The organism is Streptomyces sp. A012304, assembly GCF_026008495.1.
Taxonomy (GTDB): domain Bacteria; phylum Actinomycetota; class Actinomycetes; order Streptomycetales; family Streptomycetaceae; genus Streptomyces.
Genome location: NZ_BQUN01000095.1, coordinates 22,583 through 46,775, shown reverse-complemented (window position 1 = coordinate 46,775; position 24,193 = coordinate 22,583). Strand labels below are relative to the sequence as shown.

23 protein-coding genes are annotated in these 24,193 nt (G+C 73.4%); 10 read left to right on the top strand and 13 right to left on the bottom strand.

The window, feature by feature from the left end; translation table 11 throughout:
- Positions 1-277 precede the first annotated feature (277 nt).
- Genes ALMP_RS20235 through ALMP_RS20225 form a run of 3 tightly spaced genes read right to left on the bottom strand, consistent with a single transcriptional unit; the run spans position 278 to position 3,664 of the window.
- Positions 278-1,417, bottom strand: coding sequence for a serine hydrolase (locus tag ALMP_RS20235; protein ID WP_264930279.1), 1,140 nt, complete (start codon positions 1,415-1,417; stop codon positions 278-280).
- Positions 1,418-1,439: 22 nt separating this feature from the next.
- A complete protein-coding gene (locus ALMP_RS20230) occupies positions 1,440-2,978 on the bottom strand; it encodes a cell wall metabolism sensor histidine kinase WalK (protein WP_264930277.1) in 1,539 nt (512 codons plus the stop codon).
- A complete protein-coding gene (locus tag ALMP_RS20225; RefSeq protein WP_264930562.1) occupies positions 2,975-3,664 on the bottom strand; it encodes a response regulator transcription factor in 690 nt (229 codons plus the stop codon). The genes ALMP_RS20230 and ALMP_RS20225 overlap by 4 nt, the downstream gene beginning before the upstream one ends.
- A gap of 152 nt (positions 3,665-3,816) precedes the next feature.
- Between ALMP_RS20225 and ALMP_RS20220 the strand changes: the two genes are divergently transcribed.
- The 7 genes from ALMP_RS20220 (at position 3,817) to ALMP_RS20190 (ending at position 9,581) form a co-directional block, all read left to right on the top strand.
- Positions 3,817-5,154 (top strand): ferredoxin reductase family protein, encoded by a 1,338-nt coding sequence (locus tag ALMP_RS20220; RefSeq protein WP_264930274.1) that lies wholly within the window; start codon positions 3,817-3,819, stop codon positions 5,152-5,154.
- A gap of 10 nt (positions 5,155-5,164) precedes the next feature.
- Positions 5,165-5,851: an FMN-binding protein gene (locus ALMP_RS20215; RefSeq protein WP_264930272.1), complete on the top strand. Its 687-nt coding sequence runs from the start codon at positions 5,165-5,167 to the stop codon at positions 5,849-5,851.
- A 1-nt stretch (position 5,852) separates the two neighbouring features.
- Positions 5,853-6,596: an FAD:protein FMN transferase gene (locus ALMP_RS20210; RefSeq protein ID WP_375803509.1), complete on the top strand. Its 744-nt coding sequence runs from the start codon at positions 5,853-5,855 to the stop codon at positions 6,594-6,596.
- Positions 6,593-6,769, top strand: a complete 177-nt coding sequence (locus ALMP_RS20205) for a hypothetical protein (RefSeq protein WP_264930270.1) — start codon at positions 6,593-6,595, stop codon at positions 6,767-6,769. Before ALMP_RS20210 ends, ALMP_RS20205 begins: the two co-directional genes overlap by 4 nt.
- Before the next feature lie 249 nt (positions 6,770-7,018).
- Entirely contained in the window at positions 7,019-8,209 is a 1,191-nt protein-coding gene (locus ALMP_RS20200; RefSeq protein WP_264930268.1) for an ABC transporter ATP-binding protein, read from the top strand.
- Positions 8,206-8,913 carry an ABC transporter permease gene (locus ALMP_RS20195; RefSeq protein ID WP_264930267.1) on the top strand — a complete coding sequence of 236 codons (708 nt, stop codon included), beginning with the start codon at positions 8,206-8,208 and terminating at the stop codon, positions 8,911-8,913. Before ALMP_RS20200 ends, ALMP_RS20195 begins: the two co-directional genes overlap by 4 nt.
- A complete protein-coding gene (locus tag ALMP_RS20190; protein WP_264930266.1) occupies positions 8,910-9,581 on the top strand; it encodes an ABC transporter permease in 672 nt (223 codons plus the stop codon). The genes ALMP_RS20195 and ALMP_RS20190 overlap by 4 nt, the downstream gene beginning before the upstream one ends.
- Before the next feature lie 6 nt (positions 9,582-9,587).
- Here ALMP_RS20190 and ALMP_RS20185 read toward each other — a convergent pair whose 3' ends face one another.
- From ALMP_RS20185 to ALMP_RS20165, 5 genes are all read right to left on the bottom strand, one after another.
- On the bottom strand, positions 9,588-10,031 hold the full coding sequence (locus tag ALMP_RS20185) for a hypothetical protein (RefSeq protein ID WP_264930264.1): 444 nt from the start codon (positions 10,029-10,031) through the stop codon (positions 9,588-9,590).
- A 179-nt stretch (positions 10,032-10,210) separates the two neighbouring features.
- Complete coding sequence (locus tag ALMP_RS20180; protein ID WP_264930262.1) at positions 10,211-10,810, bottom strand: ATP/GTP-binding protein; 600 nt, start codon at positions 10,808-10,810, stop codon at positions 10,211-10,213.
- Positions 10,797-11,237, bottom strand: a complete 441-nt coding sequence (locus ALMP_RS20175; protein ID WP_264930260.1) for a DUF742 domain-containing protein — start codon at positions 11,235-11,237, stop codon at positions 10,797-10,799. The genes ALMP_RS20180 and ALMP_RS20175 overlap by 14 nt, the downstream gene beginning before the upstream one ends.
- A gap of 49 nt (positions 11,238-11,286) precedes the next feature.
- Positions 11,287-11,763: a roadblock/LC7 domain-containing protein gene (locus ALMP_RS20170; RefSeq protein ID WP_264930258.1), complete on the bottom strand. Its 477-nt coding sequence runs from the start codon at positions 11,761-11,763 to the stop codon at positions 11,287-11,289.
- Positions 11,760-14,753 (bottom strand): ATP-binding protein, encoded by a 2,994-nt coding sequence (locus ALMP_RS20165; protein WP_264930257.1) that lies wholly within the window; start codon positions 14,751-14,753, stop codon positions 11,760-11,762. The genes ALMP_RS20170 and ALMP_RS20165 overlap by 4 nt, the downstream gene beginning before the upstream one ends.
- A gap of 262 nt (positions 14,754-15,015) precedes the next feature.
- Here ALMP_RS20165 and ALMP_RS20160 point away from each other — a divergent pair, with 262 nt between their 5' ends.
- Genes ALMP_RS20160 through ALMP_RS20150 form a run of 3 tightly spaced genes read left to right on the top strand, consistent with a single transcriptional unit; the run spans position 15,016 to position 18,428 of the window.
- Positions 15,016-15,972, top strand: a complete 957-nt coding sequence (locus tag ALMP_RS20160) for an ABC transporter substrate-binding protein (protein WP_264930256.1) — start codon at positions 15,016-15,018, stop codon at positions 15,970-15,972.
- Positions 15,973-15,982: 10 nt separating this feature from the next.
- Complete coding sequence (locus ALMP_RS20155) at positions 15,983-17,974, top strand: aromatic amino acid lyase (RefSeq protein WP_264930254.1); 1,992 nt, start codon at positions 15,983-15,985, stop codon at positions 17,972-17,974.
- A gap of 37 nt (positions 17,975-18,011) precedes the next feature.
- A complete protein-coding gene (locus ALMP_RS20150; protein WP_264930252.1) occupies positions 18,012-18,428 on the top strand; it encodes an ankyrin repeat domain-containing protein in 417 nt (138 codons plus the stop codon).
- Positions 18,429-18,434: 6 nt separating this feature from the next.
- On the opposite strand, the gene ALMP_RS20145 is transcribed toward ALMP_RS20150, so the two are convergent.
- From ALMP_RS20145 to ALMP_RS20125, 5 genes are all read right to left on the bottom strand, one after another.
- The gene (locus ALMP_RS20145) at positions 18,435-19,019 is read right to left on the bottom strand and encodes an ATP/GTP-binding protein (RefSeq protein ID WP_264930250.1); all 585 of its coding nucleotides are present in this window, start codon (positions 19,017-19,019) and stop codon (positions 18,435-18,437) included.
- Positions 19,006-19,362 carry a DUF742 domain-containing protein gene (locus tag ALMP_RS20140; RefSeq protein ID WP_264930248.1) on the bottom strand — a complete coding sequence of 119 codons (357 nt, stop codon included), beginning with the start codon at positions 19,360-19,362 and terminating at the stop codon, positions 19,006-19,008. Before ALMP_RS20140 ends, ALMP_RS20145 begins: the two co-directional genes overlap by 14 nt.
- Position 19,363: 1 nt before the next feature.
- Positions 19,364-19,798 carry a roadblock/LC7 domain-containing protein gene (locus ALMP_RS20135; RefSeq protein WP_264930247.1) on the bottom strand — a complete coding sequence of 145 codons (435 nt, stop codon included), beginning with the start codon at positions 19,796-19,798 and terminating at the stop codon, positions 19,364-19,366.
- A gap of 11 nt (positions 19,799-19,809) precedes the next feature.
- Complete coding sequence (locus ALMP_RS20130; RefSeq protein ID WP_264930245.1) at positions 19,810-22,362, bottom strand: nitrate- and nitrite sensing domain-containing protein; 2,553 nt, start codon at positions 22,360-22,362, stop codon at positions 19,810-19,812.
- An 83-nt stretch (positions 22,363-22,445) separates the two neighbouring features.
- Positions 22,446-23,459 carry a substrate-binding domain-containing protein gene (locus ALMP_RS20125; protein ID WP_264930243.1) on the bottom strand — a complete coding sequence of 338 codons (1,014 nt, stop codon included), beginning with the start codon at positions 23,457-23,459 and terminating at the stop codon, positions 22,446-22,448.
- Positions 23,460-24,193: the final 734 nt, after the last annotated feature.

Below are 24,193 nucleotides of genomic sequence, written 5' to 3'. Positions count from 1 at the left end.
CTTCCGCGTCACCCCGCGCTCGGCGGGTGACGGATCGGGGGGCGAGGCAGGGCAGGGGACGGGAGAAAGGTTCCCCTCCGGTGTGACGACGCGGTGTCCGGAAACCGACGGTGTGCGGGCGGAGGGGCGACCGGGGTGCGGTGCGGCGGAGAGATGCGGGGTGGGGCTGGGAGATGTCTGCCCGTGCCGCCCGCCGCTCATCCCGCCCACCGCACAACCGTTCGTCCGCCCGTGGCCGCCCGTGGACGGCCACCCCGGTCGGCGTCGGCTGCCCGCGTCACCGTGGGACGACGGACGCTCCCCGCCCCGGCGCGCCGCCGCCCGCGTCACCGTGGGACGACGGACGCGTTCCGCACTCCGGCACCGCCGCCGACACCTGCGCCAGCAGCCGCTCCACCCGCGCCCCCCACCGTGAGCTGATCACCAGGTCGCGGGCCGGGTCGACCCACAGGAGGTGGCCGCCGCCGTTGCCCCGGGCGCAGCGGCCGGTGGCGGGGGCGGCGGGCCACACGGTGCGGAGGTCGTTGAGCCACCAGGACAGGCCGTAGTCCGGTTTCACCCGGCACGGCGTCCACAGCTCCTCGATCCAGCGGGCGGACAGCACCTCCTTGCCGTTCCAGGAGCCGCCGCGCAGGCACAGCTGGCCGATCCGCGCCAGGTCGAGGGCGCTGATCCACAGGCCGCCGCCCCAGTGCGCACCGCCCGACACCACCGGCAGCAGGCTGCCGTCGACCTCGACGTAGGAGGTGTCGTAGCCGTGCCAGGACCAGGAGGCGGACGCGTCGACCTCGGACATCACGCGCTCGCGGAGCAGGTCGGGCAGGGAGCGGGCGGTCAGGGCCGTCAGCGCGAGGGCGGTGAGGTTGACCCGGACGTCGTTGTAGGCCCAGCCCGTGCCGGGCGGGCCGCCCACGGACCCGGCGTACCGGTGGGCGCTCTGCGCGTCGGCCGCGGTGGGCTTGGACCACAGGGTGCCCTCCCACTGGCTCGTCTGCTCCAGCAGATGCCTCCAGGTGACCGACCGCCCGTGGCCGTCGGCGAACTGCGGCAGGGTCAGCGAGGCGGACACCGGCTCGTCGAGGCGCAGCAGACCGTCGTCGTGGGCGACGCCGGCGACCAGGGACAGCACGCTCTTCGTCGCGCTGTACGCCATCTCCACGCGCGTCGGATCGCCCCAGGCCGCGAGGACCGTGCCGCGCCGCACGACGACACCGCTCGCGCCGCCGCCGTCGAGCAGCGGCCCGACGACGTCACGGTGGGAGGTGTCGGCCACCTGGGCGTACAGGTAGGCCGCCATGTCCTCGATCCCCGGCACCGGACGTGCCTCCTGGGCCCGCACGGCCCGCGTCAGCGCGTCGGCGTCCACGCCCTCCCAGGGGTCGTTCGCCGCGGCCGCGTTCTCCAGTACATAAGCCACGGACGGGACCGTACCCGCGTGCTCACCGGCTCAAAGGTCCGATGCGCCGGAGCCCGGCCGCGCCCGGTGCGGCGCCGTCCACGGCCGGGCCCGCCCCAGGACCTCCGTCACCGGGCGGCGTCGGCGCCGTCAGGGGCAGGGCGACCGTGAAGGCCGTGCGGCCGGGGGTGTCGGCGAGGGTGAGGGTGCCGCCGTGGGCGGTGATCAGGGAACGGGCCACCGCCAGGCCGAGGCCGCTGCCGCCGCGGTCCCGGCTGCGGGCCTTGTCGACGCGGTAGAAGCGGTCGAAGATCCGCTCGCGGTCCTCGGGCGGGATGCCGGGGCCCGCGTCGGTGACCCGCACCAGCGCCGCGTCCGCGCCGAGCGCCACCTCCACCGACACCGGTGTGCCGGCCGGGGTATGCACGGCCGCGTTCGTCAGCAGGTTGTCCAGGACCTGCCGGACCCGCTGCGGGTCCAGCCGCAGCCGTACCGCCTTCGGGCCCGGCGCGACCGTCAGCGGATGGCCGGGGTGGCTCGCGCGGAACGCGTCGGCCGCCTGCTCGACCAGCTCCGTCAGGTCGGCGTCCTCCATCCGCAGGGGCGTCTCGATCTCCGCCGCGTCCAAGCGGGCCAGCAGCAGCAGGTCGTCCAGGAGGACGCCCATGCGGGCGGCCTCGGCCCGCAGCCGCGCCAGATGCCTGTCGCGCTCCTCGGGCGCGTTGGCGGCGGCGTACTGGAAGAGGTCCGCGTAGCCGCGCACCGACATCAGCGGGGTGCGCAGTTCGTGCGAGGCGTCCGCGACGAAGCGCCGCAGCCGCTGCTCGGCCTGCGCGCGCACGGCGAGGGAGCGGTCGATGTGCTCCAGCATCGTGTTGAACGCCGTGCGCAGCTCCTCCACCTCCGCACCGCCGCCCGGCCGGTCCGCGCGCAGCGGCAGCCGGGCCGCCGACTCCGTCAGATCGTGCGAGGTGATGCCGTGGGCCGTGTGCGCCATGTCGCTGAGCGGTTTCAGCCCGCGCCGCAGCATCTTCCGGCCGAGCACCACCAGTGCCAGCAGAGCGACGCCGAACGCCACCACCTGGATCTTGACCAGCCGCCCGACAGTGTCCTCCATGTCGTCCATCGGCGCGGCGCTGACCAGCACCACACCGGGCTCGACCTCGCAGGCACGCAGCCGGTACAGCCCCTTGCCGGCGAGGTGCTCGGTGCGCACCAGCTCGGTGTGCGCCGCGCTCTGCGCCTTCGCCAGGGAGGTCAGTTCCTCGACGTCGTCGGGCACGTCGGTGGGCTCCTCCGGCGTGCGCAGCACGGGCGTGCCGGCGGACACGTCGTACACGGCGTAGTACCAGCGGTAGTACTTCTTGCCCTGGAGGGTGCCGTGCTCGGCGATGCTCTTGGACTGGGCGAGCTGGGCGAGTTTCAGCTGCTCGTTGAGCTGCGCCGACAGATAGTCCCGCATGTACGTCGTCAGGGCCGTCCCGACCACCGCGAACACCACCAGCGACAGCGCGCCGAGCCCCAGCGCCAGCCGGGTGCCGAGCCGCAGGCCCCGGTAGGCCCGCACGAACCGGCCGATCACTCCGCCGCCCGCCGGATCACGTACCCGAAGCCGCGCACGGTGTGGATCAGCGGCGCGCCCGTCGCGTCGAGCTTGCGGCGCAGCCGGCTGACGACCAGCTCGACGACGTTGGAGCGGCCGCCGAAGCCGTACTCCCACACATGGTCGAGGATCTGCGCCTTGGTCAGCACGGTCGGCGACTTGCGCATCAGGTAGCGCAGCACCTCGTACTCGGTCGGCGTGAGCGTCAGCGTCCGCTCGCCGCGCCGCACCTCACGGGTGTCCTCGTCCATCGTCAGGTCACCGACGCTGAGGACCGACCGCTGGAAGGCGGGGCCCGCGCTGCGCCGCAGCACGGTCCGCAGCCGCGCCATCAGCTCCTCCACCGCGAACGGCTTGACCAGGTAGTCGTCGCCGCCCCGGGTCAGTCCAGCGACCCGGTCGGCGACCCCGTCGCGGGCGGTGAGGAACACCACCGGCACCATCGTCCCGGAGCGGCGCAGCCGGTCGAGGACGCCGAAGCCGTCCAGGTCGGGCAGCATGAGGTCGAGCACCACGATGTCCGGGCGGAACTCCGCGGCGCGGCGCAGCGCCTCCTCGCCCGTGTTCGCGGTGACCGCTTCCCAGCCCTCGTACCGGGCGACCGTCGCCACGAGATCGGCGATCGGCGGGGCGTCGTCCACCACGAGGAGTCGCACTTTTTCCACCCGCTCATAGTGCGGCACGCGTCCCCCTCCACCAGGCCCCGGTCTCCCGTGCGCACAGATCGATAAGCTCTTGAAAGTTGTACGACAGGATATCGACAGCTCGGGATTGCGAAGCTCAGTGTCCTGAGGACCCGATCAAGGAGTTTCCGTCCGTGACGACAGTCCAGTCGCCTCCCGCCCCCACCACGGCGATACGGCCCAAAGTGGTGGCCCGCACCGGCCTGTACGCCGTGCTGGCCGCCAACGCGGCCGCCGTGACCGTGTTCGCCGTCCAGGCGGGCTTCGCGTCCAACGCCCTGGTGGTGCTCGGCCGGTTCATCGGCCTGTACGCCGCCCTGCTGATGGCGTTCCAGCTGCTGCTGGTCGCCCGGCTGCCCTGGCTGGACCGCCGTATCGGCATGGACCGGCTGACCAACTGGCACCGCTGGACCGGCTTCGGCCTGCTGTGGACGCTGGTCGGGCATGTGGTGTTCATCGCCTTCGGCTACGCCGAGTCCTCCTCGCTGGACCCGGTCAGCCAGCTCGTCGACCTCGCCGAGACCGTCGAGGGCGTGTTCCGCGCGGTCGTCGCGACGGGGCTGATCCTGGTCGTCGGCGCCGTCTCCGCCCGCTGGGCGCGACGCCGGCTGGCCTACGAGACGTGGCACTTCATCCACCTGTACACCTACGTCGCCGTGGTGCTGGCCTTCACCCACCAGGTCGCCGTCGGGACGACGTTCACGTCGAACTCGGCCGCCACGTCCTACTGGTACGGCCTGTGGACCGTCGCCCTCGGCTCGGTGTTCGTGGGCCGGCTGGTGCTGCCGCTGTGGCGGAACTGGCGCCACCAGCTGCGCGTCGAGCGGGTCGTCCCCGAGTCCGACAACGTCGTCTCCGTGTACATCACCGGCCGCGACCTGGACCGGCTGCCGGCCCGCGCGGGCCAGTTCTTCCTGTGGCGGTTCCTGACCAAGGACCGCTGGTGGCAGGCGAACCCGTTCTCCCTGTCGGCCGCGCCCGACGGCCGCACCCTGCGCCTGACCGCCAAGGCCGCCGGTGACGGCTCGGCCGGGCTGCGCCACATCGCGCCCGGCACCCGCGTCTTCGCGGAGGGCCCCTACGGCGCGTTCACCGCGATGCACCGCACCCGGCCGGAGGCCGTCCTGGTCGCCGGCGGCGTCGGAGTCACCCCCATCCGGGCCCTGTTGGAGGAGCTGCACGGCCACGCCGTCGTCATCTACCGGGTGGGCACCGACCGCGACGCCGTCCTCTACGACGAGCTGCGCGACCTCGCCCACGCCAAGGGTGCCGAGCTGCACCTGGTCACCGGGCCGCCGGTGCCCGATCTGCTGGCCGCGGGCGAGCTGATCCGGCTCGTGCCGGACATCGCGGACCGGGACGTCTTCCTGTGCGGGCCGCCGCCGATGATGAACGCGGTCCTGGGCAGCCTGCGGGAGCTGGACGTGCCCAAGCAGCAGATCCACTTCGAACGCTTCAGCCTGGCGGGATGAGAGAGACATCGTGAAGCGAGCCATACCTGTCCTGATCCTGTCCATCGCGGGCCTCGTCCCGGTCTGGCGGTACGAGCCGTCCACGGGCGCGTCGACCACGGAGGCCGCGGCGCCCGTGTCGACGCCGTCCGCCGCCTCGACGGGCTCCGCGTCCGGGGCCACCGTCGTCAAGGGCACCGTCGTCACCACCGACAAGGGCGACGTGCAGGTCGAGGTCACCTTCGCGGGTGAGGGGATCTCGGCGGTGCGGATGCTGAAGCAGCCGAATCATCCGCAGACGACTGCGGCGGTGCCGAAGCTGATCGCTCAGACGCTCCAGGCGCAGAGCGCGGACATCGACACCGTTTCCGGCGCGACCATCACCAGCGACGGCTACAAGGAGTCCCTCCAGGCCGCGATCGACGCGCAGGCCGCGTCCGCGTCGGCCTCGGCCGCCTCCCGGGTCGTCGCGGGCCCCACCGTGAACACCGACAAGGGTGACGTGCAGGTCGAGGTCACCTTCGCGGGTGACGGGATCTCGGCGGTGCGGATGCTGAAGCAGCCGAATCATCCGCAGACGACTGCGGCGGTGCCGAAGCTGATCGCTCAGACGCTCCAGGCGCAGAGCGCGGACATCGACACCGTCTCCGGCGCGACCATCACCAGCGACGGCTACAAGGAGTCCCTCCAGGCCGCGATCGACGCGCGGGGCGCCTGACGTGCACCGCGTCGAACACGTCATGGGCTTCCCCGTCTCCCTGCGCGTCGACGACGAGCACGTGGGTGAGGAGACCGCGGACGCCGTGTTCGCCTGGCTGCGGGAGGTCGACGAGCGGTTCAGCCCGTTCAAGGCCGGCAGCGAGGTGTCCCGGTACGGCCGTGGCGAGCTGCCGGCCGGCGACCTGAGCGCCGACCTCGTGGAGGTCCTCGACCTGTGCGAGCGGTACCGGCTCGCCACCGGCGGCGCCTTCGACGCCCGCCCACCCGGCCGGGACTTCGACCCCTGCGCGATCGTGAAGGGCTGGTCGGTGCAGCGGGCGGCCGGACTGCTGACGGCCGCCGGGGCCCGCCGGTTCTGCCTCAACGCCGGCGGTGACGTGGTCGTCGGCGGCGGCCCGTGGCGGGTCGGCGTACGGCACCCGGAGTTCGCCGACAAGCTGTGCGCCGTCCTGGAGCTGACCGAGGGGGCGGTGGCGACCTCGGCGCGCTACGAGCGCGGTGACCACATCGTCGACGGCCGCACCGGGGCGCCGGCGACCGGGCTGCTCAGCGTGAGCGTCGTCGCCCCGACGCTGACCGTCGCGGACGCCGTGGCGACGGCCGCCTTCGCGATGGGCGCGGAGGGCGTCGAGTGGGCGGCCGGGCAGGAGGGCTGCGAGGTGTACGCGGTGGACGCGGAACGGCGCGTGCTGCGCACCCCGGGGTTCCCCACGGCGACGGGAGCGGGGGCCGCGGCGGCATGAGCCTCACGGTGGGGGCCCTCGCGGTGGGCCTGTGGACGCTGGGATGGACGGCGATCGTGCTGGCCTGGCGCTTCGGGTACGCGCAGGGCGGGCCACCGGTGGAGCCGGCGGCCCGCCCTGCCCGGGTCGCCCAGCCGACGTCGGAGGCGTCCGGGCGGTACGGGCCGCTGTAGTCGGACAGCGTCGGGCCCGTCTCCGGGGGATCCCCGAGCCACGCCTGTGGGGAAAGCGGGAATCAGCGCGCCATCGAGGCGAGCGCGCGCCACGCGCGGCGGGGCGGTGGCGGCCTGTTGATCCGGTGAACCCGCCCTCGGCCGTCAAACCCCCCGCAACACAAGAGGTTTAGACTCTCCCCGCAACGGCCCGGCCTCAGACGGTCGAGAGCGGGCGGAAACGGCCAGACCCGAAGGGTATTCGGCGTTTTGATACGGATAGATTCAGTCACCAAGCGATACCCGGACGGCACGGTGGCGGTCGACCGGCTCTCCCTGGAGATACCGGACCGCGCGATCACCGTCCTCGTCGGCCCCTCGGGATGCGGCAAGACGACGACCCTGCGCATGATCAACCGGATGGTCGAACCCAGCGAGGGCACGATCCTCATCGACGGCGTCGACAGCCGGCAGCAGCCGGTCGACACCCTGCGCCGCTCCATGGGTTACGTCATCCAGAACGCCGGACTCTTCCAGCACCGCACGATCGTCGACAACATCGCCACCGTGCCCCGGCTGCTCGGCTGGAGCAAGGACCGGGCCCGCGCGCGGGCCCGGGAGCTGATGGACCGGGTGGGACTCGACGCCTCGCTCGCCAAGCGCTACCCCTACCAGCTCTCCGGCGGACAGCAGCAGCGCGTCGGCGTGGCCCGGGCGCTGGCCGCCGACCCGCCCGTGCTGTTGATGGACGAGCCGTTCTCCGCCGTCGACCCCGTCGTACGCAAGGGCCTCCAGGACGAACTCCTGCGCATCCAGGACGAGTTGGGCAAGACGATCGTCTTCGTCACCCATGACATCGACGAGGCCGTCAAGCTCGGCACGATGGTCGCCGTGCTGCGCACCGGCGGCCGCCTCGCCCAGTACGCGCCGCCCGCCGAGCTGCTGTCCGACCCCGCCGACGCGTTCGTCGAGGACTTCCTCGGCACCGACCGCGGCATCCGGCGGCTGTCCTTCTTCTCCGCCGGGGAACTGGAGCTGCTGACCGGTCCGGTGGTCGCGATCGACGCCACCGCCGAGCAGATCGCCGACCGCGCCACGGCCGACGTGCCCTACCTCCTCGTCACCGGCCTGGACGGCAAGCCGCTCGGCTGGAGCGAACCGGGTGAGCTGACCGCCGGCAAGGTCGACGTGGAGCGACTGCTGCCGTACGGACGGCCGTTCGTCGCCGGTACCGGCTCGCTGCGGGCCGCGCTCGACTGCGCCGTGCTCTCGCCCACCGGCTGGGCCGTCGCGGTGGACGGCGAGGGCCGGGTGAGCGGCGTCGTCTCCCAGCAGGCCATCGGCGAGGCGATCCGCGGCGCCCACGCGCGCGGACGCGCCGGCGCGGACGACAGGGCCCGCCCGGCCCCGACGGGCCCGCGGGACGCGGCGGACGGCAAGACCCGGAAGACCGTGCGGTGAACGGCCTGTTCGACCTCCCCAGCGACCTCCAGCACAGCTATCTCGGCCTGGTCGGACTGCATGTGCGCGAGGCCCTGCTCCCGGTGCTGGCCGGTCTGGTCGTCGCGCTGCCCGTCGCCCAGCTGTGCGTGCGGCTGCGCTGGCTGTACCCGCCCGTGCTGTGGGTGACGACCGTGCTGTACGCGATCCCCTCGCTCGCCTTCTTCGTCGTCCTCATCGACTACACCGGCCAGAGCGAGATCACCGTGATGATCCCGCTGGCCGTCTACAGCCTGGTGGTGTTCGTCCCGGCGATCGTGGACGGCGTGCGCTCGGTGCCGCAGGAGACCCTCGACGCCGCCACCGCCATGGGCTTCGGGCCGCTGCGGCGCTACGTCCAGGTGCAGCTGCCGATCGCGGCGCCCGCGATCATCGCCGGGTTGCGGGTGGCGACGGCGTCGAGCATCTCCCTCGTCAGCGTCGGCACGCTCATCGGCAACCAGGGCGCGCTCGGCAATCTGCTCCACGACGGCATGATCTACAACCAGCCGCGTCTGGTGTGGCTGTCCGTGATCGGCACGGCCGTCCTGGCCATCGTCGTGGACGCCCTGCTCATCGGCCTGCGCGTGCTGCTGACGCCCTGGATGCCGCGCGGTGGCCGCACGGCCGGCGCCCAGGCCCGGCCCGAACCGACCGCGGTCGCCCTGGAGGACGCCGTCCGATGAACGTGCTCCGCTTCGTCAGCGCCTTCTTCAGCGACAGCGCCCGCTGGCACGGCTACGACGGCATCCCCACCCGGCTGCTCGAACACGCCCAGTACTCGCTGACCGCGCTCGCCATCGCCGCCGTCATCGGCCTGCCCGTGGGCCTGCTGACCGGCCACACCGGACGCGGCGGCAACACGCTCGCGCTGATCGCCACGGCGGCGCGGGCGCTGCCCAGCTTCGGTCTGCTGGTGCTGATGTTCGTCCTGCTGGGCTTCGGGCTCGTGCCGGTGATGATCCCGCTGGTCGTCCTGGCCGTCCCGCCGATCCTGGTGACGACCTACGAGGCCGTCCGCTCCGTCGACCCCTCACCCGTGGACGCCGCCCGCGGCATGGGCATGCGCGAGGCCGGCATCCTGCTGCGGGTCGAACTGCCCGTGGCGCTCCCGCTGATCCTCGGCGGTCTGCGCTCGGCGGCCATCCAGATCGTCTCCACCGCCACCATCGCCGCGTACGTCAGCCTCGGCGGCGTCGGCCGCTACATCATCGACGGCCTCTACCAGCGCGACTACGAGAAGGTCGTGGGCGGCGCCACCCTGACCGCCGCGATGGCCCTGGCGACGCTGGGGCTTTTCTGGGCGGTCGCCCGGGTGACGGTGTCACCCGGGGTGCGCAGGAGCGGCGGCTAGCGGCGGTCAGCAGGCGGGGATGCCGGGGGCCGGGTCGGCGCCGACGTTGACGTTGCCGCCCCATACCCACACGTGGTTGTAGGTGTGGCCCGCGCGGTAGTCGATGACCTGCCCGAAGTACCAGACGTCCGTGGTGTACCCGCCCGCGGTGACGCGCTGGGCGCGGGTGTAGCACGCGATGCCGGCCTCGGACTCCTCCGTCGTGGTGCCCCAGATGCGGCTGTTGGTGTACGGGGCCGCGCGCAGGTTGCTGTTCACCTGCACGGTCGCCGCGTAGTCGGCGGTGGCGGCGGGCGCGGCCTGGGCGCCGCCCGGTGCGGCCGGGATCGCCTGTGCGGTGGTGCTCACGCCCTGCGCGGCGGCGGGCGCGCTCTGCGCCGTCCCGAGCAGGGAGAGGGCCGCGCCGAGCGCCAGCCCGGTGGCCGCCAGCTTCGCGGATCGCTTTGCCATCGTGTCCCCTTCGCCGTAAGGCTTTCCTGTTCAGCCGTACGACGGGAGAAGGCGCGCACTTGTATGACCGGACCGCCGGGCGGATCGCGCCGGCGCCGTCAGGCGCTCCGCGGCGGTCGGGCGTACGGCGACGGCGTCGATGCCGCACGACGTGACGCGGGCGGGGTGTTCCCCGTCCCTCACCGCTCCGACCGGGCCAGCGCCTGTTCCAGGACCACCAGCAGCGCGTCCCGTACCGAACCGCGCTCGCGGGCGTCGAAGACCAGCACCGGGACGCCCTCGGCCACGTCGAGGGCCCAGCGGACCTCGTCCAGCGTGTGCTCGACGTGGCCGTCGAAGGCGTTGACGGCGACCGCGAACGGGATCCGCCTGTGCTCGAAGTAGTCGACGGCGGCGTAGCAGTCGTCGAGACGCCGGGTGTCGACGATGACGAGCCCGCCGACCGCGCCCTCCACGATGTCGTCCCACATGAACCCGAACCGCTCCTGCCCGGGCGTGCCGAACAGGTACAGCTTCAGCGTCGGGTCGATGGTGATGCACCCGAAGTCCATCGCCACCGTGGTCGTGGTCTTGCGCGGGGTGTGGGTCAGGTCGTCCACCCCGGCCGCGACCTCGGTGATCGCCGCCTCGGTGGTCAGCGGCTCGATCTCGGAGATCGCGCCGACGGCGGTGGTCTTGCCCACGCCGAAGCCGCCCGCGATCACCAGCTTCACCGGCAGCGGCGGCCGTACCAGGGCCTGCCCGCCGGAGTGCCGGGCGAGCGGTTCAGTCGGAGTCACGGAGTACCCCCCGGGAGTCGGGGATGGCGCGGAGGCCATCGATGAGCCGGCGCAGGACGGACGCGTCATGGGTGGCGCCCGAGTCGGGCACGTGCACCGACAGCTGCCCCGCCGCGCGCAGGTCCTCGGCGAGGACCCGCACGACGTTCAGGTGCAGCCGCAGCCGGGCCGCGATCTCCGCGATCGACTGCGGAACCCGGCAGGCGGCGACGATGTCGTGCTGCTCGAAGGAGAGCCGGTCGAGCGCGTCGAGCCCGGCGGCCGTGGCCACCAGCTGGGTCTCGACGGGCATCGGCCGGCCGGACGCGGCCTCGCCCGCGCCCGCCACCCGGCCGGCGGTGACCAGGAAGGGCCGTACGGCGGGCGCGGGACCGACCGGTACGACGCCGTCCTCACCGGCGCCGCGCGGAGTACGGCCGTCCGCCATCGCTGGTTCGCTTCCTCTCTGGACCGGCGGTCTGTGCGGTGACAGCCGGTCAGCGCGACCTGCCGGCGCCGACGCTGTTCTTCAGCTCCAGCACGAGCTGCGGGCTGAGCGCGGCACCGGCGCGGTTGGCGAACACGGTCATCTCGTAGGCGATGTTGCCCAGCTTGGCCTCCTTGTCGGTGACCACGCCGAGCACGGCGCCGCTGCCGATCGCGGAGACCAGCACATGGCCGCCCTCCAGATCGATGATGACCTTGTTCAGGCCGCCCAGTCCGTAGTTGCCGGAGGCACCCGCGGCGAGGCTCGTGATGCCGGAGACGATCGCGGCCAACCGCTCGGAGTCGGCGTGCTCACGCAGTTCCGACACGGCGATCAGCAGGCCGTCGGAGGACACCGCGATGGCGTCCACCACCCCCGCGGTCTCGGTGGCGAAACGGTTGAGCAGCCAGGTGAAGTCGGCTGCCGCGGCCCGCAGGTCGGTCGGCGTGGCGTCTCCGGTGGGAGTCCCACCTGTCGACGTGCTCACTGCTCGGCTCCTTCCGGAAGGTGGTTCTGGTGGTGCGTGGGATTCCGGTGGTCGTCGTTCTCGGGGTCATTGTCGTCGGCGGCGTGCGGGACGACGGGGCGGGGGTGCTCCCCGGTACCGCCGCCGGTGTCGCGGTGGGCGCGTTCCACGGCCGCCTCGAACTCCTCCAGCGCGCTGCGCACGGCGTCCGCGTCTGCGGGCCGCACGGCCTGGCGCGCCGTGTGCTGGGCGGCGTCGGCGGTCGTGCGCAGGGTCGCCCCCCGCACCCGCCGCCGCAACGGCCGCGCACCACCGGCGGTGACCTGTCCGGCGGCCGGCTCCACCGAGCCGGCCGGGCGGACGGCGTCGGTGCCGCGGGCGCGCTCCGGGGGCGGGGCGTCGGCCGTGGGCGCCGTGCCGTCGGCCGGGTGTCCCGCGACGTCGCCGGTGCGTGCCGGCGCCGTGTGCCGCGCCCGTTCGGCGTGGTCCGTGGGCTCCTCGGCGCGCGCCCCGCGGTGCTCGTGCCGGGCGTCGGACCCGGTCGCACGGGCGTGCGCCGAGGACCCTGCCGGACCGCCGGGTGCGGGGCGTTCCGCCGTGTCGCCGTGGGCCGCGGGCTCCGTCGTACGGTCGTCCGCCCCGCCCTCGGCCGTACGGCTGAGGGCGGTGGACGCGCGCGGGGCGTCCTGCGCCGCGTGTGCGGCGCCCCGAGCGGCGGCCACGGCGTCCTGCCGCGGGTGCGCGCCGTTCTGCCGCGCGTGCGCGTGCTCCGGCGTCGCGGGCACGCGGTCCTGCCCGGCGGCTGAGGCGTCCTGCGGCGCGGGCACGGCGTCCTTCGCTCCGTCGGTGGACGAAGGCGCCGTGTCCTCGGCCGGGGCCGTGTCGCGGCGGGGGACACGGCGCGGCAGGGGGCTCGGCCTCCGGTCGTCGTCCAACGCCCAGGAGGGGGTGGAGGTCGACGCGGAGGGACCGGTCGGGCTGCCCGCCGACGACGGCGCCTCGGCCGCCGACGAGGACGGGACGGCCGCCGGTACGCCCACCGCGCCGAGCGTCAGCAGCAGCGCGGACGGGATCGACACCTCCGCCGTCACACCGCCGCCCGGAGTGCGGGAGAGGGTGACGGCGATGTCCCAGCGGCGCGCCAGCGCACCGACCACGAACAGGCCGAGCACCTTCGTCGGGACGAGGTCGAGGCGTTCGCGGCGCACCAGACGGGCGTTCTCCTCCGCGAGGCGCTCGGCGCTCATGCCGAGGCCGTGGTCGGCGATGGTGATCGTCGCTCCGCCGTCATCGGAGTCGACCGCCACCTCGACGGGACTGCCCTCGGGCGAGAACGACACGGCGTTCTCCACGAGTTCGGCGACCATCAGCGTGAGGTCGCCGATGATGTCGGGCTCGACCATGGCCTCGGTCCCGGCGTGCAGCCGTACCCGCTGGAAGCCCTCGATCTGGCCGAGCGCGGCACGGACCACGTTGGTGAGCGCGGCCGGATCGGCGTCCAGGACGGTCTCGCGGATCCCGGCCAGCAGCATCAGGCTGTCGGCGTTGCGCCGCAGACGGACCGCGATGTGGTCGATGGAGTAGAGGCGCTCGAGCAGCTCCGGGTCGGTCTCGCCGCGCTCCACCGCGTCGATCAGGGCGAGCTGGCGTGTCGTCAGGTTGCTGACGCGGCGTCCGACGTTGCCGAACATCTCGGCGACGTTGCGGCGGCTGAGCACCTGGCGCTCCAGCAGCGCGGCAGCGGTCGTCTGCACGTTGTTGAAGGCGTCGGCGAGTTCACCGATCTCGTCGTCCGCGGTGACCGGCAGCTCGCGCAGCCGTGGCGGACCGCTCTCCTCGGCGTCGTCGTCCGCCACCCGGGCCAGCTCGCGTCCGGCGACGTCCGCGACCTCCTGCGCGGCACCGGTCAGCGCCAGCACCGGGCGGATCACGGAGCGGCGCACCAGCACGGCGAAGGTGATCCAGGCGGCGAAGCCGAGCAGTGCCAGGCTGAGCAGCAGCCAGGCGCGCCAGCGGGCGCTGGTGGCGGCGTCGTCGGCCCGGTCCGCGATCTGGCCGATGAGTGAGGCGGTGATCTGCAGCCGGGTCTCGGCCTGTTCGTTGTAGTGGTGGTACGAGTCGAGCGCCTGCCGGAAGGTGGTGCGGAGCTCGGCGGTGGACTCGACCTGCAACGCGCTGGGGTCGACGGCCAGTTCGGCGTAGTGCTGGCCGATCGTCGCCATCGCGGGGTTGTGCTCGATGCCGTTGAGCTCGTCGGTCTGTGCCTCGGTGGCGAACCGGGCGAAACGTTCGGTCTGGTAGGTGTACACATCGTAGGAGCCGACCGCGCCGGTGAACTCGATGAGGGCGTTGCTGTCACCCGTGCGCGCCGAGAAGACGCCGGTCTCGAAGGCGCCGTGCGCGGCGTCGGCGCGCAGCAGCGAGTCGAGCAGGTTGCCGGTGAAGGTGGTGGCGAGGGCGGAGTTGCGGTCGAGGCCCAGCCCGTCGATGAGGCCGTCGGCGGCTCCCGCGTACGCCGGGTCGATGTTGTCGGCGGGCAGGTAGCCCGCCTCGATGGTGTCCCGCAGACCGGCGAGACCCTCGATCTCCCTCAGGGCCTGCGCCTCGGTGGCCGGCAGCCGGTCGCCGAAGATCTCGCGCACCTTGCGCAGTTGCGCGTCCACGTCGAGCTGGGCCACCCGGTAGGCGGTGCTGGAGGGCGTGCCCCCGTCGAAGGACGCCTCGTGGCGCACGGAGAGCAGGATCGCCTGCTGGTGCTCGGTCTGCACCGCGGCCACCAACTGGGCGACCTGCGTGCTGTCACGCACCAGCCGGGCCGCCGACTCGGCGCGGTTCGACTCGTTCACCAGGTCGACGATGAGGTAGCTCAGCAGCAGCGCGATCACCGTCAGCGGGATGCCGACCAGGACGTTGAGCTTGCGCTGGAAGGGCCACCGGTCGGCGAAACCCCGCAGCCCCCGGCGTGCGGACGGGGATGCCGAGCGGGGCGCGTCCACAGGTTTCGTGGACACCGGGCCTCCTTCATGGGGGTATTGCACACATGCGCGCCGCTGTGGCCGACGTCAACTGCGGTGACAGTATCGCTTCTTCCTGCGGGCGAGGCGTGGCCCCAAGTCAAGAATCCATTACGAAGCGCAGTCCGATCTGGACCACAACTGGCCAGCAATCGAAGCCAATCGGTAACCCGGTGATACTTGACTGATCAAGAAGCGGGTGGATTGGATCAGGCCAGAGGTTTCCGCCGTTGACCCCCCAGAGCCCGGAACGGGAAACGTGACTTCCAACGCCCACCGCAGCAGGCCCTTCAGGAACCACCCCGGCGCGACGGCCGTCGTGCTCGCCGCGATGACGGTCCTGCTGGCGGGATGTTCCTCGTCCGACGACACCACCGACCCGCTCGCCGAGGACAAGGCGGACAGCGGGACCGTCGTGGTCGGATCCAACAACTTCGCCGAGAGCATTCTGCTCGCCGACATCTACGGCGAGGCCCTCAAGGCCAAGGGCATCAAGGTGTCCTACAAGCCCAACATCGGCAGCCGCGAGACCACGTACGGCCTGCTCAAGAACGGTTCCATCACCGTTCTGCCGGAGTACAACGGCTCGCTGCTGGCCTACCTGGACCCGAAGGCCGCGCAGACCTCGCTCGCGGCCGTGAACGCCGCCGTGAAGACCAAGCTCGACTCCAAGCTGACGCTGCTGGAGTCGTCGCCGGCCGAGGACAAGGACTCCGTCACGGTCAACGCGGAGACCGCGAAGAAGTACAACCTGACCGGGGAGTCCACCCTCGCCGACCTCAAGGACATCGCGCCCGAGCTGGTCCTCGGCGGCTCGCCCGAATTCCAGACCCGTCACCAGGGCATGGTCGGCCTGGAGGAGGTCTACGGGCTGAAGTTCAAGACCTTCAAGGCGCTGGACGCGGGCGGTCCGCTGACCCAGGCCGCGCTGAAGAAGAACACCGTGCAGGCAGCGGACATCTTCACCACGGACCCGACCATCACCAAGGAGAAGTTCGTCGTCCTCCAGGACCCGAAGAACCTCTTCGGCTTCGCCAACGTGACGCCGCTGGTCTACAAGAGCGGCCTCTCCCAGGAGGGCGTCGCCGCGCTCAACGCCGTCTCCGCCAAGCTCGACACCAAGACGCTGCTCGACCTGGACTACCAGGTGCAGCTGGAGAGCAAGGACCCGCTGGACGTGGCCAAGGCCTGGCTGAAGTCGGTCGGCCTGGGCTGACGTTCGCGGCTTGGACACCACAGCACCGGGAGCGGCCCAGGTGCCTCCCGTCCCGGAGGCCGGCCGGGTCGTCCTGGACGGAACGACCCTCACCGTCGGCGAGCTGATCGCGCTCGCCGACGGCGCGGCCGTGCCCGCCGTGGACCCCGGGGCCCGGGAGCGGGCCCTACGTTCCTGGCACGCCGCCCAGCGGCTGGCCGCCGCCGGCCGGCTCTACGGCCGTGGCACCGGCGTCGGCGCACACCGCTCGGTCACCGTCGACGAGGACGACGAGACCGGCCACGGCCTGCGGCTGCTGCGCAGCCACGCGGGCGGCGCGGGCGCCCCGCTGCCCGCCCGTCAGATCCGCGCGATGCTCGCGATCCGCGCCAACCAGCTCCTCGCCGGCGGCTCCGGCATCCAGCCCGCCTTCATCGACGCCCTCGCCGAGGCCCTCCGCCTCGGCGTCCACCCGGCCGTCCACGAGTACGGCGGGATAGGCACCGGCGACCTGACGGCCCTGGCCCAGACCGGCCTGACCCTGATCGGCGAACGCCCCTGGCTGTCCCCACCCGCACCGGAGAACGAGGCCGGGCCCGGACCGCGGGCCGCCCCTGCGGCCGGGCACCTGCCGGACGCCGTACCGGGTCAGCGGGACGCCGTCCCCTCGCCGGACACCTCACCCGGGCCGCCCACCGACGTGCCGTCAGTCCCTCCGGACGGCGTCTCCTCCGAGGAGCCCGACGGTGCCGGGGCGGGGCGGTTCACGGACGCCGCGGCCGGGCCGCGCACCGAGCCACGGCCCGGGGAGCCGACGCACGCCTCGCCCGAGCAGTGGGCGGGCCTGCGGCAGGGGCGGCCGGCGGGCGCCTCGCGCGGGCCGCACCCGGATGACCCCACCGACGGGCGGTCGGTTCCGCCGTGGGACGCCTCCTGCCCGCACCGGGCGGACGAGGAGCCCGGGCACGGGGCCGTCACCCCGGTGGAGCCGCCGGCCGGCGCCCGGGGGAGCGGTCCTCGCCGTCGGCGGATGGAGCCCGCACCGGTGTCGAGGCCGCGCCCCGACGTCTCCTCCGGGCGTCTTCCCGCCCCCGTCACCCTCCTCCCCGGTGACGCGCTCGCGCTGCTCAGCAGCAACGCTCTGGTGCTCGCGCAGGCCGCGATCGGCCGGGAGCGGCTCGACGGGCTCCTGCGGGCCACGCACGTGGTGGCCGCGCTGTCGCTGGCCGGGGTCTCCGGTTCGTCGGAGGCCTACGCCGCCGACGTGCACGCCCTGCGGCCCTACCCGGGAGCCGCCCGCGCGGCCGGTGAGGTGCGGCGGCTGCTCGGGCTGCCGGACCGGCCGTCCGGGCCCGGCCGCCGGATCCAGGACCCCTACGGCTTCCGTGCCTTCCCCCAGGTCCACGGCTGTGCCCTCGACGCCTCCGAACGGCTGCGCGAGGTCGTCGAGGTCGAGATCAACTGTCCCTCGGAGAACCCCCTCGTCGCCCCCGACGGCACCGCGGCCTACCACCACGGCGGCTTCTTCGCCGCACCCCTCGGGCTCGCCCTGGAGGCCGCTAACCTCGCCCTGCTGCAGACCGCCCAGCTGTCCGTCGCCCGGCTGACGGCGCTCGGCGACCCCGCGCTGACCGGCCTGCCCGCGTTCCTCGCCGCGGGCCCGGCGAGCAGCTCGGGCACGATGATCCTGGAGTACACCGCCAACTCGGCGCTCGCGGAGCTGCGCGCGTGCGCCGCGCCCGCCTCCACCGGCCACGCCGTCCTCTCCCACGGCCTGGAGGAGGCCGCCAGCTTCGCCGGGCAGGCCGCCCGGCAGACCCTGCGCGCGACGGACGCCTACGTCACCGTCCTCGCCTGCGAACTCGTCACCGCCGTGAGGGCGTTGCGCCTGCACCCGGCGCCGCCGCCGACCCCCGCCTACACCCTGGCCGACGCCGCACTGCCCGCCGGACTCGACGACCGCCCCCTGACCGGGGACGTGACCGCGGCGGCCGAACTGCTGCCGGCGCTCGCGCAATGGTGAACGAGCCGCGCCGGCGGCCCGGTCGGAGTCCCGCCCTGTGAACAGACGCCGGCAGAAGAAACTCACCCAGGGCCTGATCGGCGCGGTGCTGTGCGACGACGCGCCCCGCGTCGACGCGCTGCTGCGCACCGGCGCCGACCCCGCGGCGGCCGACCGCGACGGCACCACCCCGCTGTACACGGCCAGTGTCAACGGCTCGGCCGCCCTGGCCCGCAGGCTGCTCGCCGCCGGGGCCCCGCCCGACGCCGAGAGCGCCGGCCCCGGCGCCGAGGGCACACCCCTGTGCGCGGCCGCCTGCTGGGGCCACACCGAGACCGTCCGCGCCCTCCTCGACCACGGCGCCGACCCCAACCTCCGCGAGGACCACGGCAGTGGCCGCACGCCGCTGGAGTGGGCGCTGGCCGGACCGCACCCGGGCACGGCCGCCGTCCTGCGCGCCGCGGGGGCCCGCTGACCGGACTCAGGCCACGACGTCCGCGATCAGCCGGTCGATCAGCGCGATCAGCACGTCCCGGCACGACTCCCGCTCCCGCGCGTCGCACAGCAGCACGGGAACGTCCGTCGGCAGCGCCAGCGACTCCCTGATCTCCTCCGCCGGATAGGGGTGTCGCCCGTGGAAGCCGTTGACGGCGACGACGAAGGGGATGCCCCGCCGCTCGAAGAAGTCGATCGCGGCGAAACTCGACTCCGGCCTGCGCACGTCGATCAGCACCACCGCCCCCAGCGCGCCGACGGCCAGGTCGTTCCACATGAACCAGAACCGCTGCTGCCCCGGGGTGCCGAAGAGGTACAGCACCAGATCGTCGCCGATGGTGATCCGCCCGAAGTCGAGGGCCACGGTCGTGGACCGCTTCTCCTCGATGCCCCTCAGGTCGTCGACGCCCAGCCCGGCCACGGTCAGCGGCTCCTCCGTGCGCAGCGGCGGGATCTCACTGACCGATCCGACCATGGTGGTCTTGCCGACCCCGAAGCCGCCGGCGACGAGGATCTTCACCGCGTCGGGCGCCGCGAGCGTCCCGGCGGCGGTGGCATCAGATGCGGCCAAGGCCGTCCCTCACTTTCTGCAGCAGCTCCAGATCCGGGGCCCCGGCGACGGAACGCGGCGGCCGGGCCGTGATCAGGCCCGCCTCCAGCAGGTCGCAGAGCATGATGACGACCACGCTCACCGGTAGGTCCAGCCGGGCCGCGACCTCCGCCACGGCGACCGGCCGGGCGCACAGCCGCAGGATCCGGATGTGCTCCGGCTGCGGCCGCGCGGCCCGCTCGGGCGGCGGGTCCACCGCGGTCACCGTCGTGATGAGCGTGAAGTCGGCGCGGCTGGGCCGGGTCCGCCCGCCGGTGAGGGTGAAGGGCCGGACGAGCCGGCCGGCTTCGTCGTCTCCGGTCACCTCACCCGCCGTGGGTGCGCACGGCGGGACCGCCACCGGTCCGCGGCGCCGCGCTGAGGTGCTCACCGATCTTCTTCACCAGCATGTTCATCTGGTACGCCACCACGCCGACGTCCGCGTTGGAGCCGGTCAGCACGACGAGATGGGCGCCGGGTCCGGCCGAGGTGAGGATCAGGTAGCTGCGCGCCATCTCGATGAGCGCCTGGCGCACCGGGCCGCCGCGGAAGTCCATGCTGACGCCCTTGCTGAGGCTCATCAGCCCGGACGCGGTCGCCGCGAGCCGTTCGGCGTCCTCGCGCGGGAACCCGGTGGACTTGCTCACCACCAGCCCGTCCTCGGAGAGCACGACGGCCTGGTGCACGTCGGCGACCCGGTCCACCAGACCGGTGAGCAACTGGTCGAGCTGGGTGTTCGTGGCGGGGACGGAGTGTGTCATGGCGGTGTCCTTCATGAGCGGTCGGCGGGCGGTGTCGGGGTCTGGGCGGAGCCCGCGGCGGTGACCCGCGGGCCGGGGGCGGGCGCGGCGGCCGTCTCCTCGGGGGCGGACGGCGGCTCGTCGGCGTCGTCGTCGCGTGCCCGCAGCGTGCCGCGCTGGAAACCGGCGAGGGAAGAGGCCGCGCGCTCCGCAGTGAAGTCGTCGGGGAAACCGTCCTCCTCGGTCGGCGCGGGCTCCTCGCGCAGCTCGTCGGCGAGGCTGGTCTGCGGGATCCGGCGGGGCAGCGGGGCGAGGCCGTCGGGGCGGGCGGGTGCCGCCGTGGCCGTCGCCGCCGTCGCCCCGCGCGCCCGGACACCCGCGCCGGCCGGCGCTCCCGGCCCGGCCCCGCAGGTGTCGTCGCCGACGCCCGCGTGCCGCGCCTCGTCCGGCCTGCTGTGCTCCGGGGCCGCGAGGGACATACCTCGGGCCTTCGCGAGGGAAGGACCGCCGGCCTCCGCGAGGGATGTGCCATCGGCCTCGGCGCCGGACGTGCCGCCGCCCTCCGCGGCCGACGAGGGCTGCGGCGGGACGGCCGTGTCGTCCGGCGGGCCCTCCTGCGGGACCGCCGGGAGCGCCGCGAGCGCTGCGTCGGATGTTTCGCGGACCACGACGTCGTGCGGGACCAGCACGATCGCCGTGGTCCCGCCGTACGGCGAGGAGCGCAGCGTCACGGCGATGCCGTGCCGGGTGGCCAGCCGGGCGATCACGAACATGCCCAGCCGCAGGTCGTCGGCGAGCGCCACCACGTCGAACTTCGGCTCCACCGCCAACTGCGCGTTGAACGAGGCGTAGTCCTCCTCGGACATGCCCAGGCCCCGGTCCTCGACCTCGATCGCCAGGCCCTTGGCCACCATCGCGGCCCGCACCCCGACCGGGTTCGGCGCCGGCGAGTAGGAGGTCGCGTTGTCGATCAGCTCGGCCAGCAGATGGATCACGTCCGCCACGGCGGGCGGCGCGATCGCCACCTCCTCGTCGGCGTGCACCTCCACCCGCTGGTACTCGGCGACCTCACCGACGGCGCTGCGCAGGATGTCGATCAGCGACACCGGCTCCGACCACCGGCGTCCGGGCCGGCCGCCGCTGATGATGACGAGGTTCTCCTCGTACCGGCGCAACTGACTGGCGGCGGAGTCCAGTTCGTACAGGCCCTTGAGGACCTCCGGGTCCTGGTGCCGGCGCTCCAGCGCGTCGAGCTTGCTCAGCTGGAGGTTGACCAGGTTCTGGCTCTGCCGGGCGATGCCCAGGATGACCTTCTGGAAGCCGCGCCGGGTGTCGGCGAGTTCCACCGCGGTGTGCACGGCGGTGCGCTGTGCCGTGTTGAACGCCTGCGCCACCTGGCCGAGTTCGTCGCCGCCGTAGTCCAGCGGCGGGGTCGCCGAGTCCACGTCGACGGTCTCGCCCCGGTCGAGCCGGGCGACCACGTCCGGGAGCCGTTCGTGCGCGAGGCTCAGCGTCGCCATCCGCAACCCGCGCAGCCGCCGGGAGAGCGAGCGGGTGATCCGCCAGGACATGCCGACGCACAGCAGCAGGGCGACCAGCCCGCCGGCGCTCAGCGCCCCGGCCTTGACCAGCAGGTCGCGCGCCTCGTCCGCGCTGCGCTGGAGGAGCCCCGCGGTCTGCTCGCGGATGAGGACCGAGTACTGGTCGGAGACCTCGATGAGCGCGGCCCGCCACTCCTTCTGCACGTCCGGCAGCGGGATGTCGCCGTTCTCCCGCTGGTTCGCCCGGGCCGCGAGCACCTTGTCCTCCACGGCCTCCAGGGCATGCCACTCCCGGCTGTTCAGGATCTCTTCCGTCTGTGTCCTCGCGTCGCCGGTGAGCGAGGGGAGGACCTGGTCCTGCACGAGCCAGCGGCGGGTGTTCACCGTCTGCGCGAACTCGGCCCACTCCTTCTGGTCCATCCGCCCCTCGGGCCCGGCCAGGGTGAGGTGCAGGTCCTCCTCGGAGACCAGTTCGGCGGTGTGCTCCAGGCCGACGAGCGGGCCGGCCTGCGAGGTGAGGTCGCCGTCGTCGACCTGGGACAGCTCGTGGAAGGCGTGGATCTGGTCGTCGATGATCGAGGTGTACTGGTCCAGCGCCTGCGCGGCGGTGATGTGCACGGGGTCGTCCACCTGGCCCCGGTAGTACTCCAGGCTGCCCACGGAGGCCACGACCGAGTACAGCCGGTCGCGGACGCGGGCGGGCGCCTGCTGGATGTCGTCCGCCCGGGAGACCAGCCGGGCGACGGCCGCGTCCGTCACCTTCCGCTGCGCCTCCAGCGGGGCCCGGGAACCGCGGGGGTCGGCCAGCCATACGGCCGACAGGCTGCGCTCCTGCTGCAACGCGAGTGTCGCCTCGGTCCCCATGGCGCCGGTCGAGCGGCTCAGTTCGGTCTGCTCGCGCAGCCGCAGCCCCTCCGAGAACATCTGGATCGTCGTCACGCCCCACATGGCGGTGAGGGTGACGCCGGGCACCAGCGCCAGGAGGATCAGGGAGAGACGTATGGAGCCGAGACGGCGGCGCCGGCCACCTGTCCGTGGAGACATGGTCGTCCTAGGGCGATCAGCGGGGAGTGGGGGCGGGGGAGCGGAGGGATCGGGGGAGGAACGGAGAGCGGTCGGCCGCCCGTTCAGCGGGTTCCGTCGGCGGCGAAACGCGCCACCTCGGCGACGTTGGCCTTCGTGACGAAGGCCGGGCCCGTGAGGACGGGGGCCACACCACCGCCGCTGATATTGCCGTTGGTCCGGTGCAGCCAGAGCCCGTCCACGGCGAGGTAGCCCTGGAGATACGGCTGCTGGTCCACCGCGAACTGCACGCGGCCGTCGCGGACCGCGTCGACCAGGTCCGCGCTGAGGTCGAAGGTGGCGACCTCGGCCTTGCTGCCCGCCGTGTCGACGGCCCGCACCGCGGCGAGCGCGTACTGGGCGCCGTTGGTGACGACCTCGTCGATGTCGGGGTCCTGCCGGAGGCGGTCCGTCACGGCGGTGGTCGTCGCGTCCATGTCGGTTCCATCGACGTAGAGCATGTCGGTGTCGCCGGCGAACGACTTCTTCACGCCCGCGCAGCGCGCCTCCAGGGCGACGTTGCCCCGCTCGTGGATGACACACAGGGCGTGCCGCGCGCCGAGGCCGTCGAGCCGGTCGCCGACGGCACGGCCGGCGACGCTGTCGTCCTGGCCGAAGTACTCCATGACGCCGAGCGGGCGCCAGGCGTCGATACCGGAGTTGAGGCCGACCACGGGTATGCCGGCCGCCCTGGCCTCGGCCACCGCGCTCTTCATCGCCTGCGGCTTGGCCAGGGTCACCGCGATCCCGTCGACCTGGTCGCGGATCGCGTCCCGCACCAGCTGGGCCTGCCCGGCGGCGTCGGCGTCGCTCGCGTAGGTCAGCTCGACACCGTCCTTGGCGGCCGCCGCGTCGGCGCCCTTGCGCACCAGCTCCCAGAAGGTGTCGCCCTTCCCGCCGTGCGTGACCAGGGCGACCTTCATCCGGTCGCCCGAGCGGCCCGCCGTGTCCGCGTCCGAGCCGGACGCGGCGGCGCCGGAGCAGCCGGCGAGCAGCAGACAGCAGACCGCGGTCAGCGCGGCGAGCGGCACGGATCTGGAGGAACCGCGCGACCGGGAAGCGGGGAGGGGAGTGTTCATGGGGGGCTGCACCTCGCTGTGCGGCAGAGCAGGAGGACGGGGCGAGCGCCGCCGGAACGACGAGGGTGTGCACCGGCGGGAGGCTGTCGCTGGCTCGGAGCCAACCGTGAGTGACCGCCGGTAGTCAAGTGAACAACCACTTGGGGTGAGGTGCTGCTGCCGCATTGTGATGCGGAACCCTGCCGACAGGCCTGGAAAAGGGACGTCTACGCAGGTGGATTGAAGGATCGTCAATTTCCGCGGAATCCGTTCGGCGTCGTCCGGCGCGCGCCGGGGATCACGGCTTGCGGACCACCGCGCTGTACATCGCGATGGGATGTGGGCGTCGTGATGCCGATGTCCACGCGGCACAACCTTCCAGCGAGGCCACGGGCCGAAGCCGGCAGGGCGTTCGTGCGCCGGAGGGGCGTTCCTTCACAGCCGCCGCGCGAATACGGCCTTCCGACGGGCGGGGGGCGGCCCTCGGTCCCGCGCGCGTGGGGCGGCCGGCACACGCCCGCCGCCCTCGGCGAAGGGGTTCGGGCCGGATGCCGCCGGGCTGGGCGAAGGGATTCGGCCCGGACGCCGCCGGGCTCGGCGCGGCTCGCCGCCCGGGCCCGTGACGCAGGTGGGGCGCTCAGGCCTGCGGCGGGCGGTGGGGTGGCGCACGTCCGCCGACCTCGGCGGTGGCCACGGGGCGGACGGGTGTCGCCGCGGCTGCGGCGCTCGGCGGCGGGTCCTTGTGTCCGGGCGCC